This window comes from Streptomyces sp. NPDC029216 (genome assembly GCF_040648015.1).
GTDB lineage: Bacteria > Actinomycetota > Actinomycetes > Streptomycetales > Streptomycetaceae > Streptomyces.
Genome location: NZ_JBEZWL010000001.1, coordinates 113,230 through 131,366 on the forward strand (window position 1 = coordinate 113,230; position 18,137 = coordinate 131,366).

Sequence of the window (18,137 nt, forward strand, 5' to 3'; positions counted from 1 at the left end):
ATTGGGCGCGGGGATCTCCGCGCCCCTTTCCCGCGTCGCTATCTTCGGCGAATGAATCTCCGCCTGATCGGTATCGGCGCCGGTGTGCTGATCATCTTGTCGCTTCCCCTGGCCGGAGCGATCGCCGGGCCGGATTTCGCCGGTCAGGGCGACGGAAAAGGCGGGGGACTGCTCTCCTCGCTCGGCCTTTCCCACCCCTCCCGTACGTCGGACGGGGCGCGGCCCGCCACCGGCCCCGCGCGGCCCGGTCCGCCCGAGCAGCCCCGCACGGACTCCCGCTGTGGTCCCGAACTCTCCGCCCCCCAGGGCCTGGAGGCGCAGACGTGCGTGCTGGCGAGCGAGGGGCGGACCTGGGGCCGGAGCTACTACCGCAACACCAGCGGCCGCGCGCTGGACGCAGTGCTGACGGTGATGGGGCCGGCGGGGCGGACGGTGCAGATCCGCTGCGCGGTGGCCGCGGGGGACGAGCCGGGGCTGTGCGAGACGCCGCGCGGGGAGTCGGCGGGGGCGCCGGACGCCTACTCGGCCGTAGCGGAATTTGCAGTTCCGGACGATGAAGGGCGGCTGCTGCTGCGGTCCGGGAGCAACTCACCGGCGCCTGCGGACGGTTGAACGCCGTCGAAAGACAGAGGCCCGGTCGCTGGCGACGGGGGATGCACCAGCGACCGGGCTACAAGAACGGTAACAAGAGATCGCCTGTTCGCAAATTCGATCTCTGATATTCAGACATCGATTTGCAGGCGATTAGCGGGAGTTGTGACACCGGTCACCGGGCCCGCGCGGGGCTGCGTGCCGCGCGCGGGCCATGAGGACGCCGAGTGGGCGTCAGCTCAGCGTCACCTGGCGGTTGGTGAGTCCGCCGCGCGCCCGGCGCTCCTCCGTGGTCAGCGGGGCGTCGGTGGCCAGGGCCGTGGCCAGGCGCTCCGCGAGCTCGGCGGCGGGCTTCTCGACGTCCTCGGCGGTGACCCCGGTGGGCAGGTCCCAGACGGGGACCATCAGGCCGTGGGCGCGGAAGGAGCCGACGAGCTTGGTGCCCTCACCGAGGGAGGAGGTGCCCGCCGCGTGCAGCCGCGCGAGGGCGTCGAGCAGCTTCTCCTCGGGGTGCGGCATGACCCAGCGCAGGTGGTTCTTGTCCGGGGTCTCGCACCAGTAGGCCGCGTCCACGCCCGTCAGCTTGACGGTCGGGATGGCGGCGGCGTTGGCGCGCTCCAGCGAGGCGGCGATCTCCGGGGAGGCGTTCTGGGCGGCTTCCGCGTCCGGAATCCAGAATTCGAAGCCGGTGTGCACAACCGGCTCGAAAACGCCGTCCAGGTCGAGGAGATCCTGAAGTCGGGGACCCTCGGCCGGCACGCGGCGGGCCGGCACCGGGTTGCCCGGTTCGGCGGTGAGCGCGCGCTCCAGGGTGTCGGCCATGTCGCGGGCCAGGTCGCCGGAGGTCGACTCGTTCTGCAGGCCGAGCAGGACGGAGCCGTCCTCGCGCCGCAGGGCCGGCCAGGCCATGGGCAGCACGGTCACCAGCGTGACGGACGGGACGCCCTCGGGCAGGCCGCCCTTGAGGGTCAGCGGGACGGTGGCCGCGGGGACGAGCTCGCGCAGCGCCACCCAGTCGCACTCGCCCGGCAGTCCCTCGAAGGGGCGCCGCACGTGCTCGGTGACGGCGTGGGCGGCGGCCGCGCCGTGGCAGGCCTTGTAACGGCGCCCGGAGCCGCAGGGGCAGGGCTCGCGCGCGCCCACCACCGGGATCTCCCCGTTGTCGAGCTGCGGCTTCGCGGTCTTCGCGGCGGGGCGCTTCTTGGCCATCGTGGGTGTCTCCCGGTTGCGGCGGTACGGCGGTGTCTCTGGGCGCGAGCCTAGCCGTTCGTACCGCCGGAACCGGTGGGGTGCGGCCGGGGGCACGTCGGCGTGCGCTCCCGGACTGCCGCCCGTGCGGATGGCCGGTGTTGAGAGTCGGTGGTGCGGGTCGGTGGTGCCGGCCGGGACGTCAGGCGTCGAGATCGTCGAAGGCGGCGGCGAAGTCGATCGCCGGGGGAGCGACGCGCGTAGCGAAATCGTCGTGCCGCTGCCCTCGGGCGACGATCACCCACACGGTGACCTCACCCGCCGCCCCGTCGCGGACGCCCCAGTCCTGGGCCAGGGCGCTGATGATGTTCAGCCCGCGGCCCCCGTGCGCGGTGACCGAGGGCGTGGCCGGGACCGGACGGGTCGGGCCGCCGCCGTCCGTGACCTCGACCGTCAGCCGGCCCGCCTTGTCGACGCGCCACGCGGCGCGTATCTCGCCGTCACCGACGTCCCGGGCACCCAGCGGTCTGCCGTGTCGGCAGGCGTTGCTGAGGAGTTCGGAAAGGATCAGTACGGCGTCGTCCACGACCGATTCGGACAGGCCGCTGATGCGCAGCTGTTCGCGCATCCGGTGCCTCGCCTCGCCCACGCCCGCAGGACCATGGCGAATGTCCATGCACGACGACGTGGGCACTTCCTGTGCCATCACCAACGCCACCCCCGGAACCTCCTTAGCCCCACGCCATGGTCTGGATGCCCCAATGGCCTGGACCGGAAACCGCCGTCACACACCCCTCTGACGCATTCATGACCAACGAATGCGGAGCGGATGCGCCGGTGCACACCCTGTCACTGGCGAGGTGTCTGTGACGGGTGCGCAAAAGGGGACGTCAGCGCCTGAGCTGTGACAGAACCTGCCGCGGCCTGTTCGTGATGATCGCTTCTACGCCCAGATCAGCGCACAGCTGAACGTCTTCCGGATCGTTCACGGTCCACACGTGGACGGAGTGCCCGGCGGTCTGCAGCTTGCGGACGAAGCCGGGATGGCTGCGGACGATGCGCATCGACGGCCCGGCGATCCGCACGCCCGCGGGCAGGCGCCCGTCGCGCATCCGGGGTGACACGAACTGCATCAGGTAGACGGTCGGGACCGTCGGGGCGGCCGCGCGCACCCGGTGCAGGGAGCGGGCGGAGAAGCTCATGACCCGTACGGGGTGGGGGCCCTCGGCCGGCGGGGCGTCCAGTCCGAAGCGCTTGAGGAGGAAGAGCAGGCGCTCCTCCACCTGTCCGGCCCAGCGGGTGGGGTGCTTCGTCTCGATCGCGAGCTGAACGGGCCGGCCGGCGTCGGCCACCAGCTCCAGCAGCCGCTCCAGGGTGAGCACGGAGGTGCGCTCCGGGTCCGCGTCCCAGTCGGGGGATTCCTCGCGGTCCTTCCAGGAGCCGAAGTCGAGGGCGGCCAGATCGGCCAGCTCCAGGGCGGAAACGGCGCCCCGGCCGTTGGAGGTGCGGTTCACGCGGCGGTCGTGGACGAGGACCAGGTGGCCGTCGGCGGTCAGCCGGATGTCGCATTCGAGGGCGTCGGCGCCGTCCTCGATGGCCTTGCGGTAGGCGGCCAGGGTGTGCTCGGGGGCATCCTCCGAGGCACCGCGGTGGGCGACGACCTGGATGGGGCGCGGCGTTGCGTGGGTCACCCGGCCATGGTGCCACCGAGGGACCCCCGTATGGCGGGGTGACTCCTGGAGGTGCGTCCGATATGTCGGATATAAAGGAAGGCGGCAGACGCACAGGTCCGGCTTACAGTGCTCTGACGGGTCATGGGAAAGGCTTCGCCCTGGAACTTCTGCGGTGCATCGAACGTTCAGTCGGACCGATGCCCGGAGGGTGTCGGGTCGATATCGCCTGATTTTCCCGGCAGCAGTATTGGCCACCAAGCCGTGTGTGACGAGGAGAGAGCGCTGTGAGCACCGAGAACGAGGGCACCGCGGCCCCGACGCCCCCCGCGGCCCCGTCCGCACCCCCCGTGCCGGTGGCCGCCTCCACCCCCGACCCGGGCGCTCCCGCCGCCCCGGCGCCCCAGGACGTCCCGGCCGGGGCCCCCGCCCCGGCTCCCGGCGCCGAGCAGACCCAGCAGCTCCCGCCCACCCCGTCAGTGCCCCCCGCCGGGCCCCCGGCGTACGGCCACCAGCAGGGCCCGGCCGCCCAGCCGGCGGAGCCCGTCACGACGGTGTACGCCGCCGAGGCGTGGCCCCCGCCGCCGCCGGCGGTCCCCGCGTACGGTGCGGGTGGCGGCCAGGGCGGCGGCGCCTGGGGCGTACCGTTCACCGCCGACGGCACCCCGCAGCCCAAGCCGAAGGGCCGGGGCGGTCTGATCGCGGCGGTCCTGGTGGCGGCCCTGCTCGCGGGCGGCGTGGGCGGCGGCATCGGCTACTGGGCGGCCCAGCGCGACCACGACGGTGTCGGCTCCACCACCATCAGTGCGGCCAACACCCCGAAGGACCTCAAGCGGGACGCCGGCTCCGTCGCGGGCCTCGCCGCCTCCGCGCTGCCCAGCGTCGTCACCATCGAGGCCTCGGCCGGGGACGGCGAGGGCGGCACCGGCACCGGCTTCATCTACGACGAGCAGGGCCACATCCTGACCAACAACCACGTGGTGGCCTCCGCCGCGAACGGCGGCAAGCTCACCGCCACCTTCTCCAACGGCAAGAAGTACGAGGCCGAGGTCATGGGCCGGGCCCAGGGCTACGACGTGGCCGTCATCAAGCTGAAGAACCCGCCCGCGGGCCTCAAGCCGCTGGCGCTCGGCGACTCCGACAAGGTCGCGGTCGGCGACCCGACCATCGCGATCGGCGCCCCCTTCGGCCTGTCCAACACGGTCACCACCGGCATCATCAGCGCGAAGAACCGCCCGGTGGCCTCCGGCGACGGCTCCGGTGGCAAGAACTCGTACATGAGCGCGCTCCAGACGGACGCCTCCATCAACCCGGGCAACTCCGGCGGCCCGCTGCTCGACGGCCGCGGCGCGGTGATCGGCATCAACTCCGCTATCCAGTCCGCGGGCAACGGCGGCTTCGGCGGCGGCCAGGCCGGCTCGATCGGCCTCGGCTTCGCCATCCCGATCAACCAGGCCAAGAACGTCGCCCAGTCGCTGATCAACACGGGCAAGCCGGTCTACCCGGTGATCTCGGTCTCCGTGGACCTCCAGGCCAAGACGGACGGCGCCAAGATCTCTGAGCAGGGCGCCCCCGCCAACGAGCTGGTCGACCCCAACGGGCCGGCCGGCAAGGCGGGCCTCAAGCCCGGCGACATCATCACCGAGTTCGGCGGCAAGCAGGTCGACAGCGGCCCGACCCTGATCAGCCTGATCTGGACCTACAAGCCGGGCGACACCGTGAAGCTGACCTACCTGCGCGGCGGCAAGCCGACCACGGTCGACATCACGCTCGGCTCGCGCGTCGGCGACAAGTAGCCGCGCGGCCGCGCGCGGCGGGTACGCACCGCCGCTCGACGGTGGCTTGATGGGAGGGGCCGTGGCCGGGAATCCGCCTACGGCCCCTCCCAATATCTGCTTATGCTTCCCTGGTGTTCGATTCACGGCACATACGGACATTCCATGAAGTGGTCGCCGCAGGCTCGTACTCGGCCGCCGCTCGCGTTCTGGGCTACACCCAGCCCGCCATCACCCAGCAGATGAAGGCGCTCGAACGCGCTGTCGGCACACCGCTGTTCACCCGCGTGGGCCGGAAGATGAAGCTCACCGAGGCCGGTGAGTCCCTGGCCCGGCACGCCGAGTCCATCCTCGGCAGCCTCTCGGCCGCCGAGGCCCAGCTCAAGGCGTACACCCGGCTGCGCACCGGCCGGGTCCGGGTCTGCGGGTTCCCCAGCGCCAACGTCACCCTCGTCCCGGAGGCCCTCAGCGGCCTGGCCAAGGACCATCCCGGGGTGCAGGTCGAGCTGCTGGAAGGGGAGCCCCCGGAGTCCCTGCGCAGGCTCCAGCGCGGCGAGTGCGACATCACCCTGGCCTTCACGTATCCGGGGCTGCACGAGGAGATCCCCGAGGAGGTCGCCGAGGTCAGGCTGCTGGAGGACCAGCTGACGGTGCTGCTGCCGACCGGCCACCCGCTCGCCCGCCGCAGGGCCGTGCACCTGGCCGACCTCGCCGAGGAGCAGTGGATCGCAGGCTGCCCGCGCTGCCGGGCGAATCTGCTGCACGAGTGCGCCGAGCTGGGCTTCGTCCCCGACATCCGGTTCGCCACCGACGACAACCTGGTGGTGCAGAGCCTGGTCGGGCAGGGGCTGGGGGTGGCGATGATGCCGGCACTGGTCCTGCCCTCGCTCTCGCTGAGCCGGGTCTGCGGCCGGGTGCTGGAGCCCGCCGCCCGCCGTCACATCGCCGCGTACGTCTACCGCGACCACCTGCGGATCCCGGCGACGGCCGTGGTGCTGGACGAGCTGAAGCGGGTGGCGTCGAACCGGGTCGGCTGCTGACCTCCGGCAGCCGCCCGCAGCTCCCCATCCATAAGCAGAGTTTGGGATTTCAGGTCATAACTGTCGTTGGACGTGATGGATCCCCCGACGGACGCTGCTTGCATGACCACCACCACGCCGGCCCGTACGACCACGAGGATGGCCGCCCTCGTCCGTGAGATCCGCACGGTCGTCGACCGGGGGCTGGCCCCCGACCTGACCGCCTACCTCGTCGGTGAGCGCCTCGCCCCGCACCTGGGCACCGCCGACCTGCTGACCGCGGAGCAGCAGGAGGGCGACCCGGAGCGCTACCGGCAGCACATCCTGCACGCAGAGCCCGACGGCGGTTTCTCGGTCGTGGCCCTCGTCTGGATGCCCGGCCAGGAGACCTGTATCCACGACCACGTGTCGTGGTGCGTGGCCGGCGTGCACCAGGGCGAGGAGAGCGAGCGCCGCTACCGGCTCGCCCCCGGCGCCGACGCCGCCCGTCTGGTCGCCACCGAGGACGTGGTCAACGCCCAGGGCGAGGTCTGCGGATTCGCCCCGCCCGGGGACATCCACAAGGTGCGCAACTCCTGTACCGACAAGGCGATATCGATCCACGTCTACGGAGCCGACGTCTCCCGGCTGGGCAGCAGCATCCGCCGCGTCTACACGCTTCCCGTCGACTGATGGCCCTCCTCCACCGCCCCCGCAGCGAGGCGGACTCCCACGTTTCACGTGAAACACCCAAGCCCAAGCCCACGCCCACGTCCTGGCCCGGCCTGGGCCTGGCCGCCGCCGGCGCCCTGGTGGCCTGGGGCGTGCACCGGCTCGTCCCGGGCGTGCCGATGCTGACCGCCTCGGTGGTGCTCGGGATCGCGGTGGCCCACCTGCCCGGCGTACGGAGCATCGTCCGCGGACCGGCCCGCCCGGGCCTGTCCCTGGCCGGGAAGCGGCTGATGCGGATCGGCATCGTCCTGCTGGGCCTCGGGCTCGGCCTGGACCAGGTGCTCCGGTTGGGCTGGGCCACGGTGGCCATGGTGAGCGCCGTGGTGGCCGCCACCTTCTTCGGTACCGTCTGGCTGGGCCGCCGCCTCGGACTCCCGGGCGACCAGCCCCTGCTGATCGCCACCGGCTACTCCATCTGCGGCGCCTCGGCCATCGGCGCGGTGAGCGAGGTCTCCGGCAGCGACGAGGAAGACGTGGCGGCCTCGGTGGCCCTGGTGACCCTCTGCGGAACCCTCGCCATCGCCGTACTCCCGCTCCTCCAGGGCCCGTTGGGGCTCTCCGACCTGTCCTTCGGGCGCTGGGTGGGCGCGAGCGTCCACGACGTCGGCCAGGTGGTGGCGACGGCCCAGACCGCCGGCCCTGGCGCGCTCGGTGAGGCGGTGCTGGTCAAGCTGATGCGGGTGGCCCTGCTGGCCCCGCTGGTGGCGGCCGTGGCCTTCTCGATGCGGGCCCGGCGGCGCGGCGTGCGCACCTCCTCGGGGAAGCGTCCGGCCCCGGTGCCCCTGTTCGTCGTCGGCTTCCTGGCGGCGGCCGGGCTGCGCGCGACGGGCCTGCTGCCCCATGCGGCACTGGACTGGGCGCACACCGCGCAGGAGGCGCTGCTGGCGGCGGCCCTGTTCGGGCTGGGCAGCGCCGTGCACCTGCCGACCCTGGCCCGCACCGGCGGGCGTGCCGCACTGCTGGGCCTCGGGGCCTGGGTGGTGGTGGCCGGGGTGTCCTATGCCGGGGTGCTCGTGACCACATGACGGTTGGACACAGGGGGAGTTGGCCATTTCCTGGCCGGAACCGACCGAACGTCCGGACTCGCCCCTGACATCTCGGGGCCCTCGTGCGACTCTGCCCCCGCAAGCCGAACAGCCGATCCGCACCGACAGCTCTTCACCCCACCCTGCCCGGCTCCGACCGGTCCGGGCACGGCAGAAGGAGTCCTGCGTGAATCGTCATCGCACGGCGGCATCTGTCCTCCTCGCCGCGGGCGCCCTGCTCGCGGGCGCCCTGACGGCGGCCTCCCCCTCGGCGGCCGCGGAGTCGCCCTCCTCGTTCCGGCCGCTGCACACCCCCGGCTTCTGGACGGCCGAGCGGATGCGCCAGGCCACCCCGCTCGACGTGACGGCGGCCCCGGGCGGAGCCCGTACGGCGCCCTCCGCGACGGCCCTGCCCACGCGGGTGCCCCCGACCTCCCCCACGGCGTTCCCGCAGGCCGGCGGGGCCTGGACGGGCGGCGGGGCGGTCGTGAAGACCTCGGGCCGGGTGTTCTTCACCTTCCAGGGCCGCACGGCCTCCTGCTCGGGCGACTCCATCACCAGCCAGAACGGCAGCACGGTCATCACGGCCGGGCACTGCGTGAAGTACCAGGGAGCCTGGCACACCGACTGGATCTTCGTGCCGGGGTACGACAACGGCAACGCCCCGTACGGCCAGTGGCCGGCGACCAAGACCTTCGCCACCGACCGGTGGGCGGCGAGCGAGGACATGAACATGGACGTCGGCCTCGCCGTCGTCGCCCCGCTGAACGGACAGAAGCTCAGCCAGGTCGTCGGGGCCCAGGGCATCCAGTTCAACGGCGGCTACAACAAGAAGATGTACTCCTTCGGCTTCCCGGCGGCCGCACCCTACGACGGCACCAAGCTCATCTACTGCAGCGCCAATACGGGCAAGGACTTCCTGCTCACCAAGGACCACAGCATGTCCTGCAACATGACCGGCGGCTCCAGCGGCGGGCCCTGGTTCCAGGACTTCAACGAGTCGACGGGCCTGGGCACGCAGGTGTCGGTGAACAGCTTCGGGTACAACTTCCTGCCCAACACGATGTTCGGGCCGTACTTCGGCAACGAGGCCAAGGCGGCCTACGACAAGGCCCAGACCTCCTGACCCCGCCACCGGCAACGCCCACCCCAACCGCCCCCACATCCCGGTACTCTGTACCGGCCAGGTGGGTTGCCCGAGCGGCCTAAGGGAACGGTCTTGAAAACCGTCGTGGCGCGAGTCACCGTGGGTTCAAATCCCACACCCACCGCTGTGGAGAGGCCCCTGACCAGGATTCTGGTCAGGGGCCTCTCTGTCTGCCGGCGCTCTCGCGGACCGCCGTCCGGGTGGTGTTTGTCGGAAGATCGGCGCGGGTCGTGGAGGGCGTGCGGTTGCGGTCGCATCATGACGAATGTATGCAGATCCGCCCGTCGGAACATCGCGAATCGAGGCGTTCGTCATGACCCACCGCAGCAGCATCACGTCGATCTGGACCTCCTTCCTCGCCGCGCTCGTGGCGCTCCTGGCCGCTGTCGGCCTGGTGGGTAAGACGGCTCCGACGGGTGCTCCGGCCGCGGTGGACGCTCCTTCGGCCCCCGTCGTCGTCCGGCCGGCCGTGGTCCGGCGCTGGTCGTGGCGGGCGGCGGTGCGGGGCGGTTCGCTCCCGCCGACGATCAAGCAGCGGATCCGGGCCGAGGCCCACGGCAAGAGCCCGTCCGTACGCCGCTCCGTGACGGCCGCCGCCCTGGCGCCCGCCCCGGACCGCGAGGCGGTCGCGCTCGCGGCGTAGCGGGAGCGGCGGTACGGGTGCGTGGCGCCGCAGGCAGCGGCGCGCGGGGCACAGCGTGCGGGAGAGTCGGGCGCGGGGTCGGGCGCGGCCCGGGCGCGGTGCACAGGGGGCTCGCTCCGGCGGGTTCCGGGGGCGCGCAGGGGGCGTGAATCTTGGAACGGCAGGGCCGCAGGACCGGGAGACGGCGGACGTCCCGGACGGTGCGGCCCTTTTCGGCATGTCCGGGTCGGGCGAGTTTGCCGAAACGATTCACCTCCCGTGAGGCGCGAGTTTCCCGCCGGGCGGAGGCGCACAACAACACCGCGCAGGTCAACGGCTCCGCCAACACGGCGATCCACCAGGCCAACTCGAACGTGGCGGTGAACTTCTTCCTGTGGTGGTAGAAGCCTCCTGAACCGCGCAGACCACTGAGGGCGCTCGTACGACCGGACCGGCTGGGGTCCGGTCGGGCGGGCGCCCTTCCGCATGCCCCGTGCCGTACGGCCGCCGCCGCGTCTCCCGGCCTTGACATCCCCAGTGAATCTGACGGACAGTCAGTTCACTCGTCCGATGCGACGCCCGGGAGGCCAGCGCCGTGCACCTCGCTCCGTCCGAAGGACAGTCACGGCTACGCGCCGAACTGCGCGAGTACTTCCGGGAACTGCTGCCGGACGGGGTCCCCGACGACCCGGCGGACCAGCGCGCCCTGCTGCGCCGCATCGGCGCCGACGGGCTGCTCGGCCTCGGCTGGCCCGTCGAGTACGGAGGCCAGGGCCGCGGCCCCGACGAGCAGTTCGTGTTCTTCGACGAGGCCTACCGGGCCGGGGCCCCCGTCTCCATGGTCACCCTGAACACCGTGGGCCCCACCCTCATGAAGTACGGGACCCAGGAGCAGAAGGACTACTTCCTGCCCCGCATCCTCCGGGGCGAGACCGTCTTCGCCATCGGCTACTCGGAACCCGAGGCCGGCACCGACCTGGCCGCCCTGCGCACCCGCGCCGTCCGCGACGGAGACGACTGGCTGATCGACGGGCAGAAGATCTTCACCTCCAACGCCCAGAACGCCGACTGGATCTGGCTGGCCTGCCGCACCGACCCGCAGGCCCCCAAACATCAGGGCATATCCATCATCCTCGTGCCCACCGACAGCCCCGGCTTCTCCTGGACCCCCATCGACACCGTCGGCGGCCTCACCACCACGGCCACGTACTACGACGGCATCCGCGTCCCCGCCGGCCACCTCGTCGGTCCCGAACACGGCGGCTGGGGCCTGATCACCAACCAGCTCAACCACGAGCGCGTCGCCCTCGCCGCCATCGGCATGCAGGCCGAGGACTTCTACGAGGCCGCCCGCACCCACGCCCGCACCCCCGACCCCGCCACCGGCGAACGCCCCGCCGACCGGCCCTGGGTCCGGTCCCGGCTCGCCGAGGCCCACGCCCGGCTGGCCGCCGTACGCCTCCTCAACTGGCGCCTCGTCCAGGACGTCGGCGCGGGCACCCTCGCCCCCGGCGACGCCAGCGGCGTGAAGTTCCTCGGCACCGAGTCCACCGTCGAGGTGTACCGGATCTGCCAGGAGGTCGTCGGCGAGGAGGCCCTCGTACGCGGTCCGGAGGCCTTCCTCGGCGGCGAGCTGGAGCGGATGAACCGCGCGGCCCAGATCAACACCTTCGGCGGCGGCGTCAGCGAGGTCCAGCGCGAGATCGTCGCCATGATGCGGCTCGGCATGAAGGGAAGGAAGCGATGACCGCCGACCGGGCGACCACCGCCGACGAAGCGGAGCTGCTCCAGCGGCTCAAGGCCTTCGAAGGGCGGCCCGCCGCCACCGCCGGCCGGGCCAAGGACCCGGTCAACGAGCCGATGATCCGCCACTGGTGCGAAGCGATGGGCGACACCAACCCCGCCTACACCGGCCCGGACGCCATCGCCCCGCCCACCATGCTCCAGGCCTGGACGATGGGCGGGCTCTCCGGCCACACCGGCCGCTCCACCGCCTACGACGAACTCTTCGCGCTCCTCGACGCCGCGGGCTGCACCTCGGTCGTCGCGACCGACTGCGAGCAGGAGTACCTGCGCCCGCTGCGCCCCGGCGACACGGTGACCTTCGACGCCGTGATCGAGTCCGTCTCCCCGCGCAAGACGACCAGACTGGGCACCGGGCACTTCGTGACGACCCGGATGGACGTCCACGTGAACGGCGAGCCGGCCGGAACGCACCGCTTCCGCATCCTCAAGTACGCCCCGGCCGCCAAGCGGCCCCCCGCACCGAAGGCACCGGACGCCCCGAAGCCCCAGCGCCCGCGCCCCGTGATCAACCGCGACAACCAGGGCTTCTGGGACGGGGTCCGGGAGCACAAGCTGCTGATCCAGCGCTGCACCGCCTGTGCCACCCTGCGCTTTCCCTGGCTCCCCGGCTGCAACGCCTGCTCCTCCCCCGACTGGGACACCGTCGAGGCGGGTGGCGCCGGCACCGTCTTCTCGTACGTCGTCATGCACCATCCGCCCTTCCCGGCCTTCGACCCTCCGTACGCGGTCGCCCTGGTCGAGCTCGCCGAGGGCGTGCGCATCATCGCCAACATCGCCGGCGTCCCCTACGACAAGGTGCGCATCGGCCTCCCCGTCCGGCTGGAGTTCCTGCGCGTCGACGACACCCTCGAACTGCCCGTCTTCCGCGGAGAGGCGGGCTGACATGGACTTCCACCCCACCGAGGAACAGGCCGCGGCGGCTTCCCTCGCCGCCCGGATCTTCCACGACCGCGCCACCCACGAGCGCCTCGCCGCGGCCGGCACCGGCAGCGACGCCGAACTGTGGAAGGCCCTCACCGCCGCCGGTCTGACCGCCGCCGTCGAGGAGGTCGGCCTCCTGGGACTGGTCCTCCTCCTGGAGGAACAGGGCCGCACCACCGCCCAGGTCCCGTACGCCGCCACCTGCGCCTACGGGATCCTGCCCGTCGCCGCGCACGGCAGCCCCGAGCAGCGCGCCAGGCTGCTGCCCGCCCTCGGCTCCGGCGAGGCCGTCGCCACCGGCGCCTTCCCCGCCCGCCGGGCGGTCACCGCCACCCCCGAGGGCCGCCTCACCGGCACCGCGCCCGCCGTCCCCTGGCTGCGCGACGCCACGCACGTCCTGGTCCCGGACCGCGACCGGGCGCTGTGGCTCGTACGGACGGACGCCCCCGGCGTCGCGACGTGCCCGGTGGAGACGACCGCCCCCTGGTCGGCGGGCCGCCTCACCCTCACCGGCGCACCGGCGGAACGGCTCGGCGGTCCGGACGCCTACGAGGAGGTGCTCGCCGCCGCCCGGACCGCCTTCGCCGGCCTCCAGGCGGGCGTCTGCGCCGGCTCCCTCGCCCGCGCCGTCGAGTACACCTCCACCCGTGAGCAGTTCGGCCGCCCGCTGTCCACGAACCAGGGGGTCATGCTCCGCGCCGCCGACGCGTACATGGACACCGAGGCCATCCGGGTCACCGCCTACGAGGCGGCCTGGCGCACCGACGAGGGACTCCCGGCGCGCGAACACGCCCTCACGGCCGCCTGGTGGGCCTCGGAGGCGGGCAAGCGGGTTGTCCACGCGGGCCAGCACCTGCACGGCGGCATGGGCGCCGACCTGGACCACCCCGTCCACCGGCACTTCCTGTGGGGACGCCAGCTGGATGCCTACCTGGGCAGCGGCAGCGAGCTGCTGTCCGAGCTGGGCGCGCTCATATCCGAGGGGGAGAAGGAGGGGGAGAACGCATGAACGTCGGCGACGCGCTGCCGCCGCTGGAGATCCCGGTCACCCGCACCCTGATCGTCGCGGGCGCCATCGCCTCCCGCGACTACCAGGACGTGCACCACGACGCGGAACTCGCCCGCGAGAAGGGCTCCCCGGACATCTTCATGAACATCCTGACCACCAACGGGCTCGTCGGCCGGTACATCACCGACCACCTCGGGCCGCACGCCGTCCTGCGCAAGGTGGCCATCCGGCTCGGCGCCCCCAACTACCCGGGCGACACCATGACCCTCACCGGCACGGTCACCTCCCTCGACGGGGACACCGCCGAGATCCGGGTCGTCGGGGCCAACCGCCTCGGCCACCACGTCACGGGCACCGTGACCGTCACCCTGGGGGCCGGGGCATGAGCGTCCGCGCCCGCGACGATCTGGGCGGCCGCGCCGCCATCGCCGGCATCGGCGCGACCGAGTTCTCCAAGGACTCCGGCCGCAGCGAGCTCAAGCTCGCCGTCGAAGCGGTGCACGCCGCCCTCGACGACGCCGGACTCACCCCCGCCGACGTCGACGGCATGGTCACCTTCACGATGGACACCAGCCCCGAGATCACCGTCGCCCAGGCCGCCGGTATCGGAGAGCTCTCCTTCTTCTCCCGCATCCACTACGGGGGCGGCGCCGCCTGCGCCACCGTCCAGCAGGCCGCCCTCGCCGTGGCCACCGGGGTGGCCGAGGTCGTGGTCTGCTACCGCGCCTTCAACGAACGCTCCGGCCGCCGCTTCGGCTCCGGCGTCCAGCAGCGCGAACCCTCGGCGGAGGGCGCGGCCCTCGGCTGGTCCCTGCCCTGGGGCCTGCTCACCCCCGCGTCCTGGGTGGCCATGACCGCCCAGCGCTACCTGCACAGCTACAACCTCACCCCCGAGGCCTTCGGGCACGTCGCCGTGACCGGCCGGAAGTACGCCGCGAACAACCCCGCCGCGTACTTCCACGGCAAGCCCATCACCCTCGCCGACCACGCCGCCTCCCGCTGGATCGTCGAACCGCTGCGCCTGCTGGACTGCTGCCAGGAGACCGACGGCGGCCAGGCACTCGTCGTCACCACCGCCGAGCGGGCCCGCGACCTGCGGCAGAAGCCCGCCGTGATCACCGCCGCCGCCCAGGGCGCGGGCCGCCGCCAGGAGGGGATGACCTCCTTCTACCGCGACGACCTCACCGGACTCCCGGAGATGGACGTGGTCGCCCGCCAGCTGTGGCGGACCAGCGGGCTGCGGCCCTCGGACATCGACGTGGGCATCCTCTACGACCACTTCACGCCCTTCGTCCTCATGCAGCTGGAGGAGTTCGGCTTCTGCGGGCCGGGCGAGGCCGCCGACTTCACGGCCGCCGGCGCGCTCCCCCTCAACACCCACGGCGGCCAGCTCGGGGAGGCCTACCTGCACGGCATGAACGGCATCGCCGAAGCGGTCCGCCAGCTGCGCGGCACCTCCGTCAACCAGCTCGCGGGGGCCGAGCACGTCCTCGTCACCGCCGGCACCGGCGTACCCACCTCCGGTCTGATCCTGGGCGCCGACGGGTGATTCCGGTCCTGGTCGCGGGCCCCCTCCTCCACCTACAGGAGGTGGGGCGCCGCCCCGCCCTACAACCTGAGGGGGACCCCGCTTCGGCACTTGGGGCCGATCCCAGGAGTGCGCTCCGCTTCTAGCGTGGAGCCATGACCACGCCTGTGTGCACGCTCGCCTCGAACCCGACGCCGTACCCGTCGTTCTCGGCGTACGTCCGGACCCGTGGCACGACCCTGATGCGTACCGCGCGCTCCCTGACGGCCAATCCGTGCGATGCCGAGGACCTGCTCCAGACGGCCCTCGCCAAGACCTACGTCGCCTGGGACCGCATCGAGGACCACCGGGCCCTGGACGGGTACGTCCGGCGAGCCCTCGTCAACACCCGCACCTCGCAGTGGCGCAAGCGCAAGGTCGACGAGTTCGTCTGCGAGGAGGTCCCCGAGAGCGAGGCGCCTTCGTCCGCCGACCCCGCCGAGGCGCAGGTGCTGCGCGACGCGATGTGGCGGGCGGTGACCCGCTTGCCCGACCGCCAGCGGGCCATGGTCGTCCTGCGCTACTACGAGGACCTGAGCGAGGCGCAGACCGCCGAGCTGCTCGGCGTCTCGGTGGGCACGGTCAAGAGCGCCGTCTCCCGCGCCCTGGTCAAGCTCCGCGAGGACCCCGAGCTCACCCCGGTGCGCTGATCCGTTTCACGTGAAACAGCCGGCCCTTCCCAGCGGCAGCCGGGGGAGAAACATCGGCCAGAGAACGGGCCCGGACAGTGATTGGCCAGCCTGTTTGTACTCCCGGGTAGTGACATGCCGACCGGTACGTGCGCAGAATCGGCAGCATCCGACAGCCGCCGCAGCGCCGCAGCGCTCACCGGGAGGACGCTTTGCTGAGCACCATGCAGGATGTACCGCTGCTGATCTCGCGGATCCTGGCCCACGGGTCGACGATCCACGGAGACTCGCAGGTCACGACCTGGACCGGCGAGGCCGAGCCGCACCGGCGCAGCTTCGCGGAGATCGGCGTCCGCGCCGCGCGGCTCGCGCACGCCCTGCGCGACGAGCTCGGCGTCCAGCAGGACGAACGTGTCGCGACCCTCATGTGGAACAACTCCGAGCACGTCGAGGCGTACTTCGCGATTCCGTCCATGGGCGCGGTCCTGCACACGCTCAACCTTCGGCTGCCCCCCGAGCAGCTGGTCTTCATCGTCAACCACGCGGCCGACCGGGTCGTGCTGGTGAACGGCACCCTGTTGCCGCTGCTGGCACCGCTGCTGCCGCACCTTCCGACGGTCGAGCACGTCGTGGTCGTCGGCATCGGCGACCGCTCCGCCCTCGACGGGCTCGACGTACGGGTGCACGAGTACGAGGAGCTCCTCGAAGGCCGCCCCGCCCGCTACGAATGGCCCGAGCTGGACGAACGCCAGGCCGCCGCCATGTGCTACACCTCGGGCACCACCGGGGAGCCCAAGGGCGTCATCTACTCCCACCGCTCGGTCTACCTGCACTCCATGCAGGTCAACATGACCGAGTCCATGGGCCTCACCGACCACGACACCAGCCTGATCGTGGTCCCGCAGTTCCACGTCAACGCCTGGGGCCTGCCCCACGCCACCTTCATGACCGGCATCAACATGCTGATGCCGGACCGCTTCCTCCAGCCGGCCCCGCTCGCCGAGATGATCGAGCGGGAGAAGCCCACGCACGCCGCGGCCGTCCCCACCATCTGGCAGGGGCTGCTCGCCGAGGTCACCGCCAACCCGCGCGACCTGACCTCGATGAAGCAGGTCACCATTGGCGGCGCCGCCTGTCCGCCCTCCCTGATGGAGGCCTACGACAAGCTCGGCGTGCGCCTGTGCCACGCCTGGGGCATGACGGAGACCTCCCCGCTGGGCACCATGGCGCACCCGCCGGCCGGCCTCAGCGCCGAGGAGGAATGGCCGTACCGGGTCACCCAGGGCCGCTTCCCGGCCGGCGTCGAGGCCCGCCTCATCGGGCCCGGCGGCGACGTCCTGCCCTGGGACGGGGAGTCGGCGGGCGAGCTGGAGGTCCGCGGCAACTGGATCGCCGGCGCCTACTACGGCGGCGCCTCCGGTGAACCCCTGCGGCCCGAGGACAAGTTCAGCGCGGACGGCTGGCTCAAGACCGGTGACGTCGGTGTGATCAGCGCCGACGGCTTCCTCACCCTCACCGACCGGGCCAAGGACGTCATCAAGTCCGGCGGTGAGTGGATCTCCAGCGTCGAGTTGGAGAACGCCCTGATGGCCCACCCGGAGGTCGCCGAGGCGGCCGTGGTCGCCGTCCCCGACGAGAAGTGGGGCGAGCGCCCGCTGGCCACGGTCGTCCTCAAGGAGGGCGCCACGGCCGACTACGCCGGGCTGCGCGCGTTCCTCGCCCAGTCGATCGCCAAGTGGCAGCTGCCGGAGCGCTGGACGTTCGTCGAGTCCGTGCCGAAGACGAGCGTTGGCAAGTTCGACAAGAAGGTGATCCGCAAGCAGTACGCCGACGGCGACCTGGACGTCACCACCCTGGTCTGAAACCCGGGGCGGGTCAGCCGCGCGTGAGCCACGGCCGCAGCAGCCTGCTGACGGCGGGCATGGCCACGTAGGTCATCAGGGTGCTGAAGACGGCCGCGAAGGCGGCCGTCCGCAGCACGAAGTGCAGGTTCACCAGGAACGGCCCGAGCACCGCGTTGCCTATGAGCGAGATGGGGAAGATGGCCAGCCCCGAGCTGATCGCCATCTTCCACCGCGGCGGCGCGGGCCGGGTCGTCCCCGGCTTGGCGAACCAGGTCTCCATGCCGTGCAGCTCGCGCCGGGCTATCTCGGTGTGGTGGTGGCCCTCGCAGTGGGCGAACCACTCGGCCCGCTCGGGCGAGTCCTGCCACCGCTGGAACGCGTCCTGGTTGCGGAAGCGGTGGACGAGGAACCACGGGGCGCCCTCGGCCGCGGGCCGGAACAGCCCGTAGCCGAGGTGGTCCGGGAAGCGCGCGGCGGTTTCCAGGATGCCGCGCGCCCAGGTCTCGAACGCCTCCTCGTAGCCCGGCTCCACCTGACGTGCGATGAGCAGGCTCACCTCCCCGTTGTCGGCGGGGACGCTGTGCTCGGCGGTGTCGGTGAGGGCCATCGGACC

General features: G+C 72.2%; 19 protein-coding genes and 1 tRNA gene. 16 read left to right on the forward strand and 4 right to left on the reverse strand.

Annotation, left to right across the window (positions count from 1 at the left end; all coding sequences use genetic code 11):
• Nucleotides 1–51 precede the first annotated feature (51 nt).
• Nucleotides 52–612 carry a hypothetical protein gene (locus AB0F18_RS00510; RefSeq protein WP_362052915.1) on the forward strand — a complete coding sequence of 187 codons (561 nt, stop codon included), beginning with the start codon at nt 52–54 and terminating at the stop codon, nt 610–612.
• A gap of 213 nt (nt 613–825) precedes the next feature.
• Here the strand turns inward: AB0F18_RS00510 and AB0F18_RS00515 are convergent, their stop codons facing one another.
• From AB0F18_RS00515 to AB0F18_RS00525, 3 genes are all read right to left on the reverse strand, one after another.
• The gene (locus tag AB0F18_RS00515; RefSeq protein ID WP_362052918.1) at nt 826–1,800 is read right to left on the reverse strand and encodes a DUF5926 family protein; all 975 of its coding nucleotides are present in this window, start codon (nt 1,798–1,800) and stop codon (nt 826–828) included.
• A 181-nt stretch (nt 1,801–1,981) separates the two neighbouring features.
• Nucleotides 1,982–2,542 (reverse strand): ATP-binding protein, encoded by a 561-nt coding sequence (locus tag AB0F18_RS00520; protein ID WP_362053132.1) that lies wholly within the window; start codon nt 2,540–2,542, stop codon nt 1,982–1,984.
• Between the two features lie 127 nt (nt 2,543–2,669).
• Nucleotides 2,670–3,470 carry a glycerophosphodiester phosphodiesterase gene (locus AB0F18_RS00525; RefSeq protein ID WP_362052921.1) on the reverse strand — a complete coding sequence of 267 codons (801 nt, stop codon included), beginning with the start codon at nt 3,468–3,470 and terminating at the stop codon, nt 2,670–2,672.
• 266 nt (nt 3,471–3,736) lie between these two features.
• On the opposite strand from AB0F18_RS00525, the gene AB0F18_RS00530 reads away from it, so the two are divergent.
• From AB0F18_RS00530 to AB0F18_RS00600, 15 genes are all read left to right on the forward strand, one after another.
• Nucleotides 3,737–5,245 (forward strand): trypsin-like peptidase domain-containing protein, encoded by a 1,509-nt coding sequence (locus AB0F18_RS00530; protein WP_362052924.1) that lies wholly within the window; start codon nt 3,737–3,739, stop codon nt 5,243–5,245.
• Between the two features lie 113 nt (nt 5,246–5,358).
• Complete coding sequence (locus AB0F18_RS00535) at nt 5,359–6,264, forward strand: LysR family transcriptional regulator (protein ID WP_362052927.1); 906 nt, start codon at nt 5,359–5,361, stop codon at nt 6,262–6,264.
• A gap of 102 nt (nt 6,265–6,366) precedes the next feature.
• Entirely contained in the window at nt 6,367–6,915 is a 549-nt protein-coding gene (locus tag AB0F18_RS00540) for a cysteine dioxygenase family protein (RefSeq protein ID WP_362052930.1), read from the forward strand.
• The gene (locus AB0F18_RS00545) at nt 6,915–7,979 is read left to right on the forward strand and encodes a putative sulfate exporter family transporter (protein WP_362052933.1); all 1,065 of its coding nucleotides are present in this window, start codon (nt 6,915–6,917) and stop codon (nt 7,977–7,979) included. The genes AB0F18_RS00540 and AB0F18_RS00545 overlap by 1 nt, the downstream gene beginning before the upstream one ends.
• Before the next feature lie 187 nt (nt 7,980–8,166).
• Nucleotides 8,167–9,105, forward strand: a complete 939-nt coding sequence (locus AB0F18_RS00550) for a peptidase (protein ID WP_362052936.1) — start codon at nt 8,167–8,169, stop codon at nt 9,103–9,105.
• Between the two features lie 60 nt (nt 9,106–9,165).
• Nucleotides 9,166–9,250: transfer RNA gene (locus tag AB0F18_RS00555), tRNA-Ser, on the forward strand.
• A gap of 189 nt (nt 9,251–9,439) precedes the next feature.
• The gene (locus tag AB0F18_RS00560) at nt 9,440–9,769 is read left to right on the forward strand and encodes a DUF6344 domain-containing protein (RefSeq protein ID WP_362052939.1); all 330 of its coding nucleotides are present in this window, start codon (nt 9,440–9,442) and stop codon (nt 9,767–9,769) included.
• 236 nt (nt 9,770–10,005) lie between these two features.
• Nucleotides 10,006–10,152, forward strand: coding sequence for a hypothetical protein (locus tag AB0F18_RS00565; protein WP_362053138.1), 147 nt, complete (start codon nt 10,006–10,008; stop codon nt 10,150–10,152).
• A 191-nt stretch (nt 10,153–10,343) separates the two neighbouring features.
• Complete coding sequence (locus tag AB0F18_RS00570; protein ID WP_362052942.1) at nt 10,344–11,495, forward strand: acyl-CoA dehydrogenase family protein; 1,152 nt, start codon at nt 10,344–10,346, stop codon at nt 11,493–11,495.
• The gene (locus AB0F18_RS00575; protein WP_362052945.1) at nt 11,492–12,436 is read left to right on the forward strand and encodes an OB-fold domain-containing protein; all 945 of its coding nucleotides are present in this window, start codon (nt 11,492–11,494) and stop codon (nt 12,434–12,436) included. The genes AB0F18_RS00570 and AB0F18_RS00575 overlap by 4 nt, the downstream gene beginning before the upstream one ends.
• A gap of 1 nt (nt 12,437) precedes the next feature.
• A complete protein-coding gene (locus AB0F18_RS00580) occupies nt 12,438–13,484 on the forward strand; it encodes an acyl-CoA dehydrogenase family protein (RefSeq protein WP_362052948.1) in 1,047 nt (348 codons plus the stop codon).
• Complete coding sequence (locus AB0F18_RS00585) at nt 13,481–13,870, forward strand: MaoC family dehydratase (RefSeq protein WP_362052951.1); 390 nt, start codon at nt 13,481–13,483, stop codon at nt 13,868–13,870. The genes AB0F18_RS00580 and AB0F18_RS00585 overlap by 4 nt, the downstream gene beginning before the upstream one ends.
• Complete coding sequence (locus tag AB0F18_RS00590) at nt 13,867–15,033, forward strand: lipid-transfer protein (protein ID WP_362052954.1); 1,167 nt, start codon at nt 13,867–13,869, stop codon at nt 15,031–15,033. The genes AB0F18_RS00585 and AB0F18_RS00590 overlap by 4 nt, the downstream gene beginning before the upstream one ends.
• A gap of 134 nt (nt 15,034–15,167) precedes the next feature.
• Nucleotides 15,168–15,701, forward strand: a complete 534-nt coding sequence (locus AB0F18_RS00595; protein ID WP_362052957.1) for a SigE family RNA polymerase sigma factor — start codon at nt 15,168–15,170, stop codon at nt 15,699–15,701.
• A 191-nt stretch (nt 15,702–15,892) separates the two neighbouring features.
• The gene (locus tag AB0F18_RS00600; RefSeq protein ID WP_362052960.1) at nt 15,893–17,542 is read left to right on the forward strand and encodes a long-chain fatty acid--CoA ligase; all 1,650 of its coding nucleotides are present in this window, start codon (nt 15,893–15,895) and stop codon (nt 17,540–17,542) included.
• A 13-nt stretch (nt 17,543–17,555) separates the two neighbouring features.
• Here AB0F18_RS00600 and AB0F18_RS00605 read toward each other — a convergent pair whose 3' ends face one another.
• A complete protein-coding gene (locus tag AB0F18_RS00605) occupies nt 17,556–18,131 on the reverse strand; it encodes an antibiotic biosynthesis monooxygenase (RefSeq protein ID WP_362052962.1) in 576 nt (191 codons plus the stop codon).
• Nucleotides 18,132–18,137: the final 6 nt, after the last annotated feature.

Bases quoted from the DNA above. Each gene is read 5' to 3' on its own strand.
- AB0F18_RS00510 (WP_362052915.1), top strand. From the start codon at position 52: ATGAATCTCCGCCTGATCGGTATCGGCGCCGGTGTGCTGATCATCTTG.
- AB0F18_RS00515 (WP_362052918.1), bottom strand. From the start codon at position 1,800: ATGGCCAAGAAGCGCCCCGCCGCGAAGACCGCGAAGCCGCAGCTCGAC.
- AB0F18_RS00540 (WP_362052930.1), top strand. From the start codon at position 6,367: ATGACCACCACCACGCCGGCCCGTACGACCACGAGGATGGCCGCCCTC.
- AB0F18_RS00545 (WP_362052933.1), top strand. From the start codon at position 6,915: ATGGCCCTCCTCCACCGCCCCCGCAGCGAGGCGGACTCCCACGTTTCA.
- AB0F18_RS00560 (WP_362052939.1), top strand. From the start codon at position 9,440: ATGACCCACCGCAGCAGCATCACGTCGATCTGGACCTCCTTCCTCGCC.
- AB0F18_RS00575 (WP_362052945.1), top strand. From the start codon at position 11,492: ATGACCGCCGACCGGGCGACCACCGCCGACGAAGCGGAGCTGCTCCAG.
- AB0F18_RS00580 (WP_362052948.1), top strand. From the start codon at position 12,438: ATGGACTTCCACCCCACCGAGGAACAGGCCGCGGCGGCTTCCCTCGCC.
- AB0F18_RS00585 (WP_362052951.1), top strand. From the start codon at position 13,481: ATGAACGTCGGCGACGCGCTGCCGCCGCTGGAGATCCCGGTCACCCGC.
- AB0F18_RS00590 (WP_362052954.1), top strand. From the start codon at position 13,867: ATGAGCGTCCGCGCCCGCGACGATCTGGGCGGCCGCGCCGCCATCGCC.
- AB0F18_RS00595 (WP_362052957.1), top strand. From the start codon at position 15,168: ATGACCACGCCTGTGTGCACGCTCGCCTCGAACCCGACGCCGTACCCG.
- AB0F18_RS00605 (WP_362052962.1), bottom strand. From the start codon at position 18,131: ATGGCCCTCACCGACACCGCCGAGCACAGCGTCCCCGCCGACAACGGG.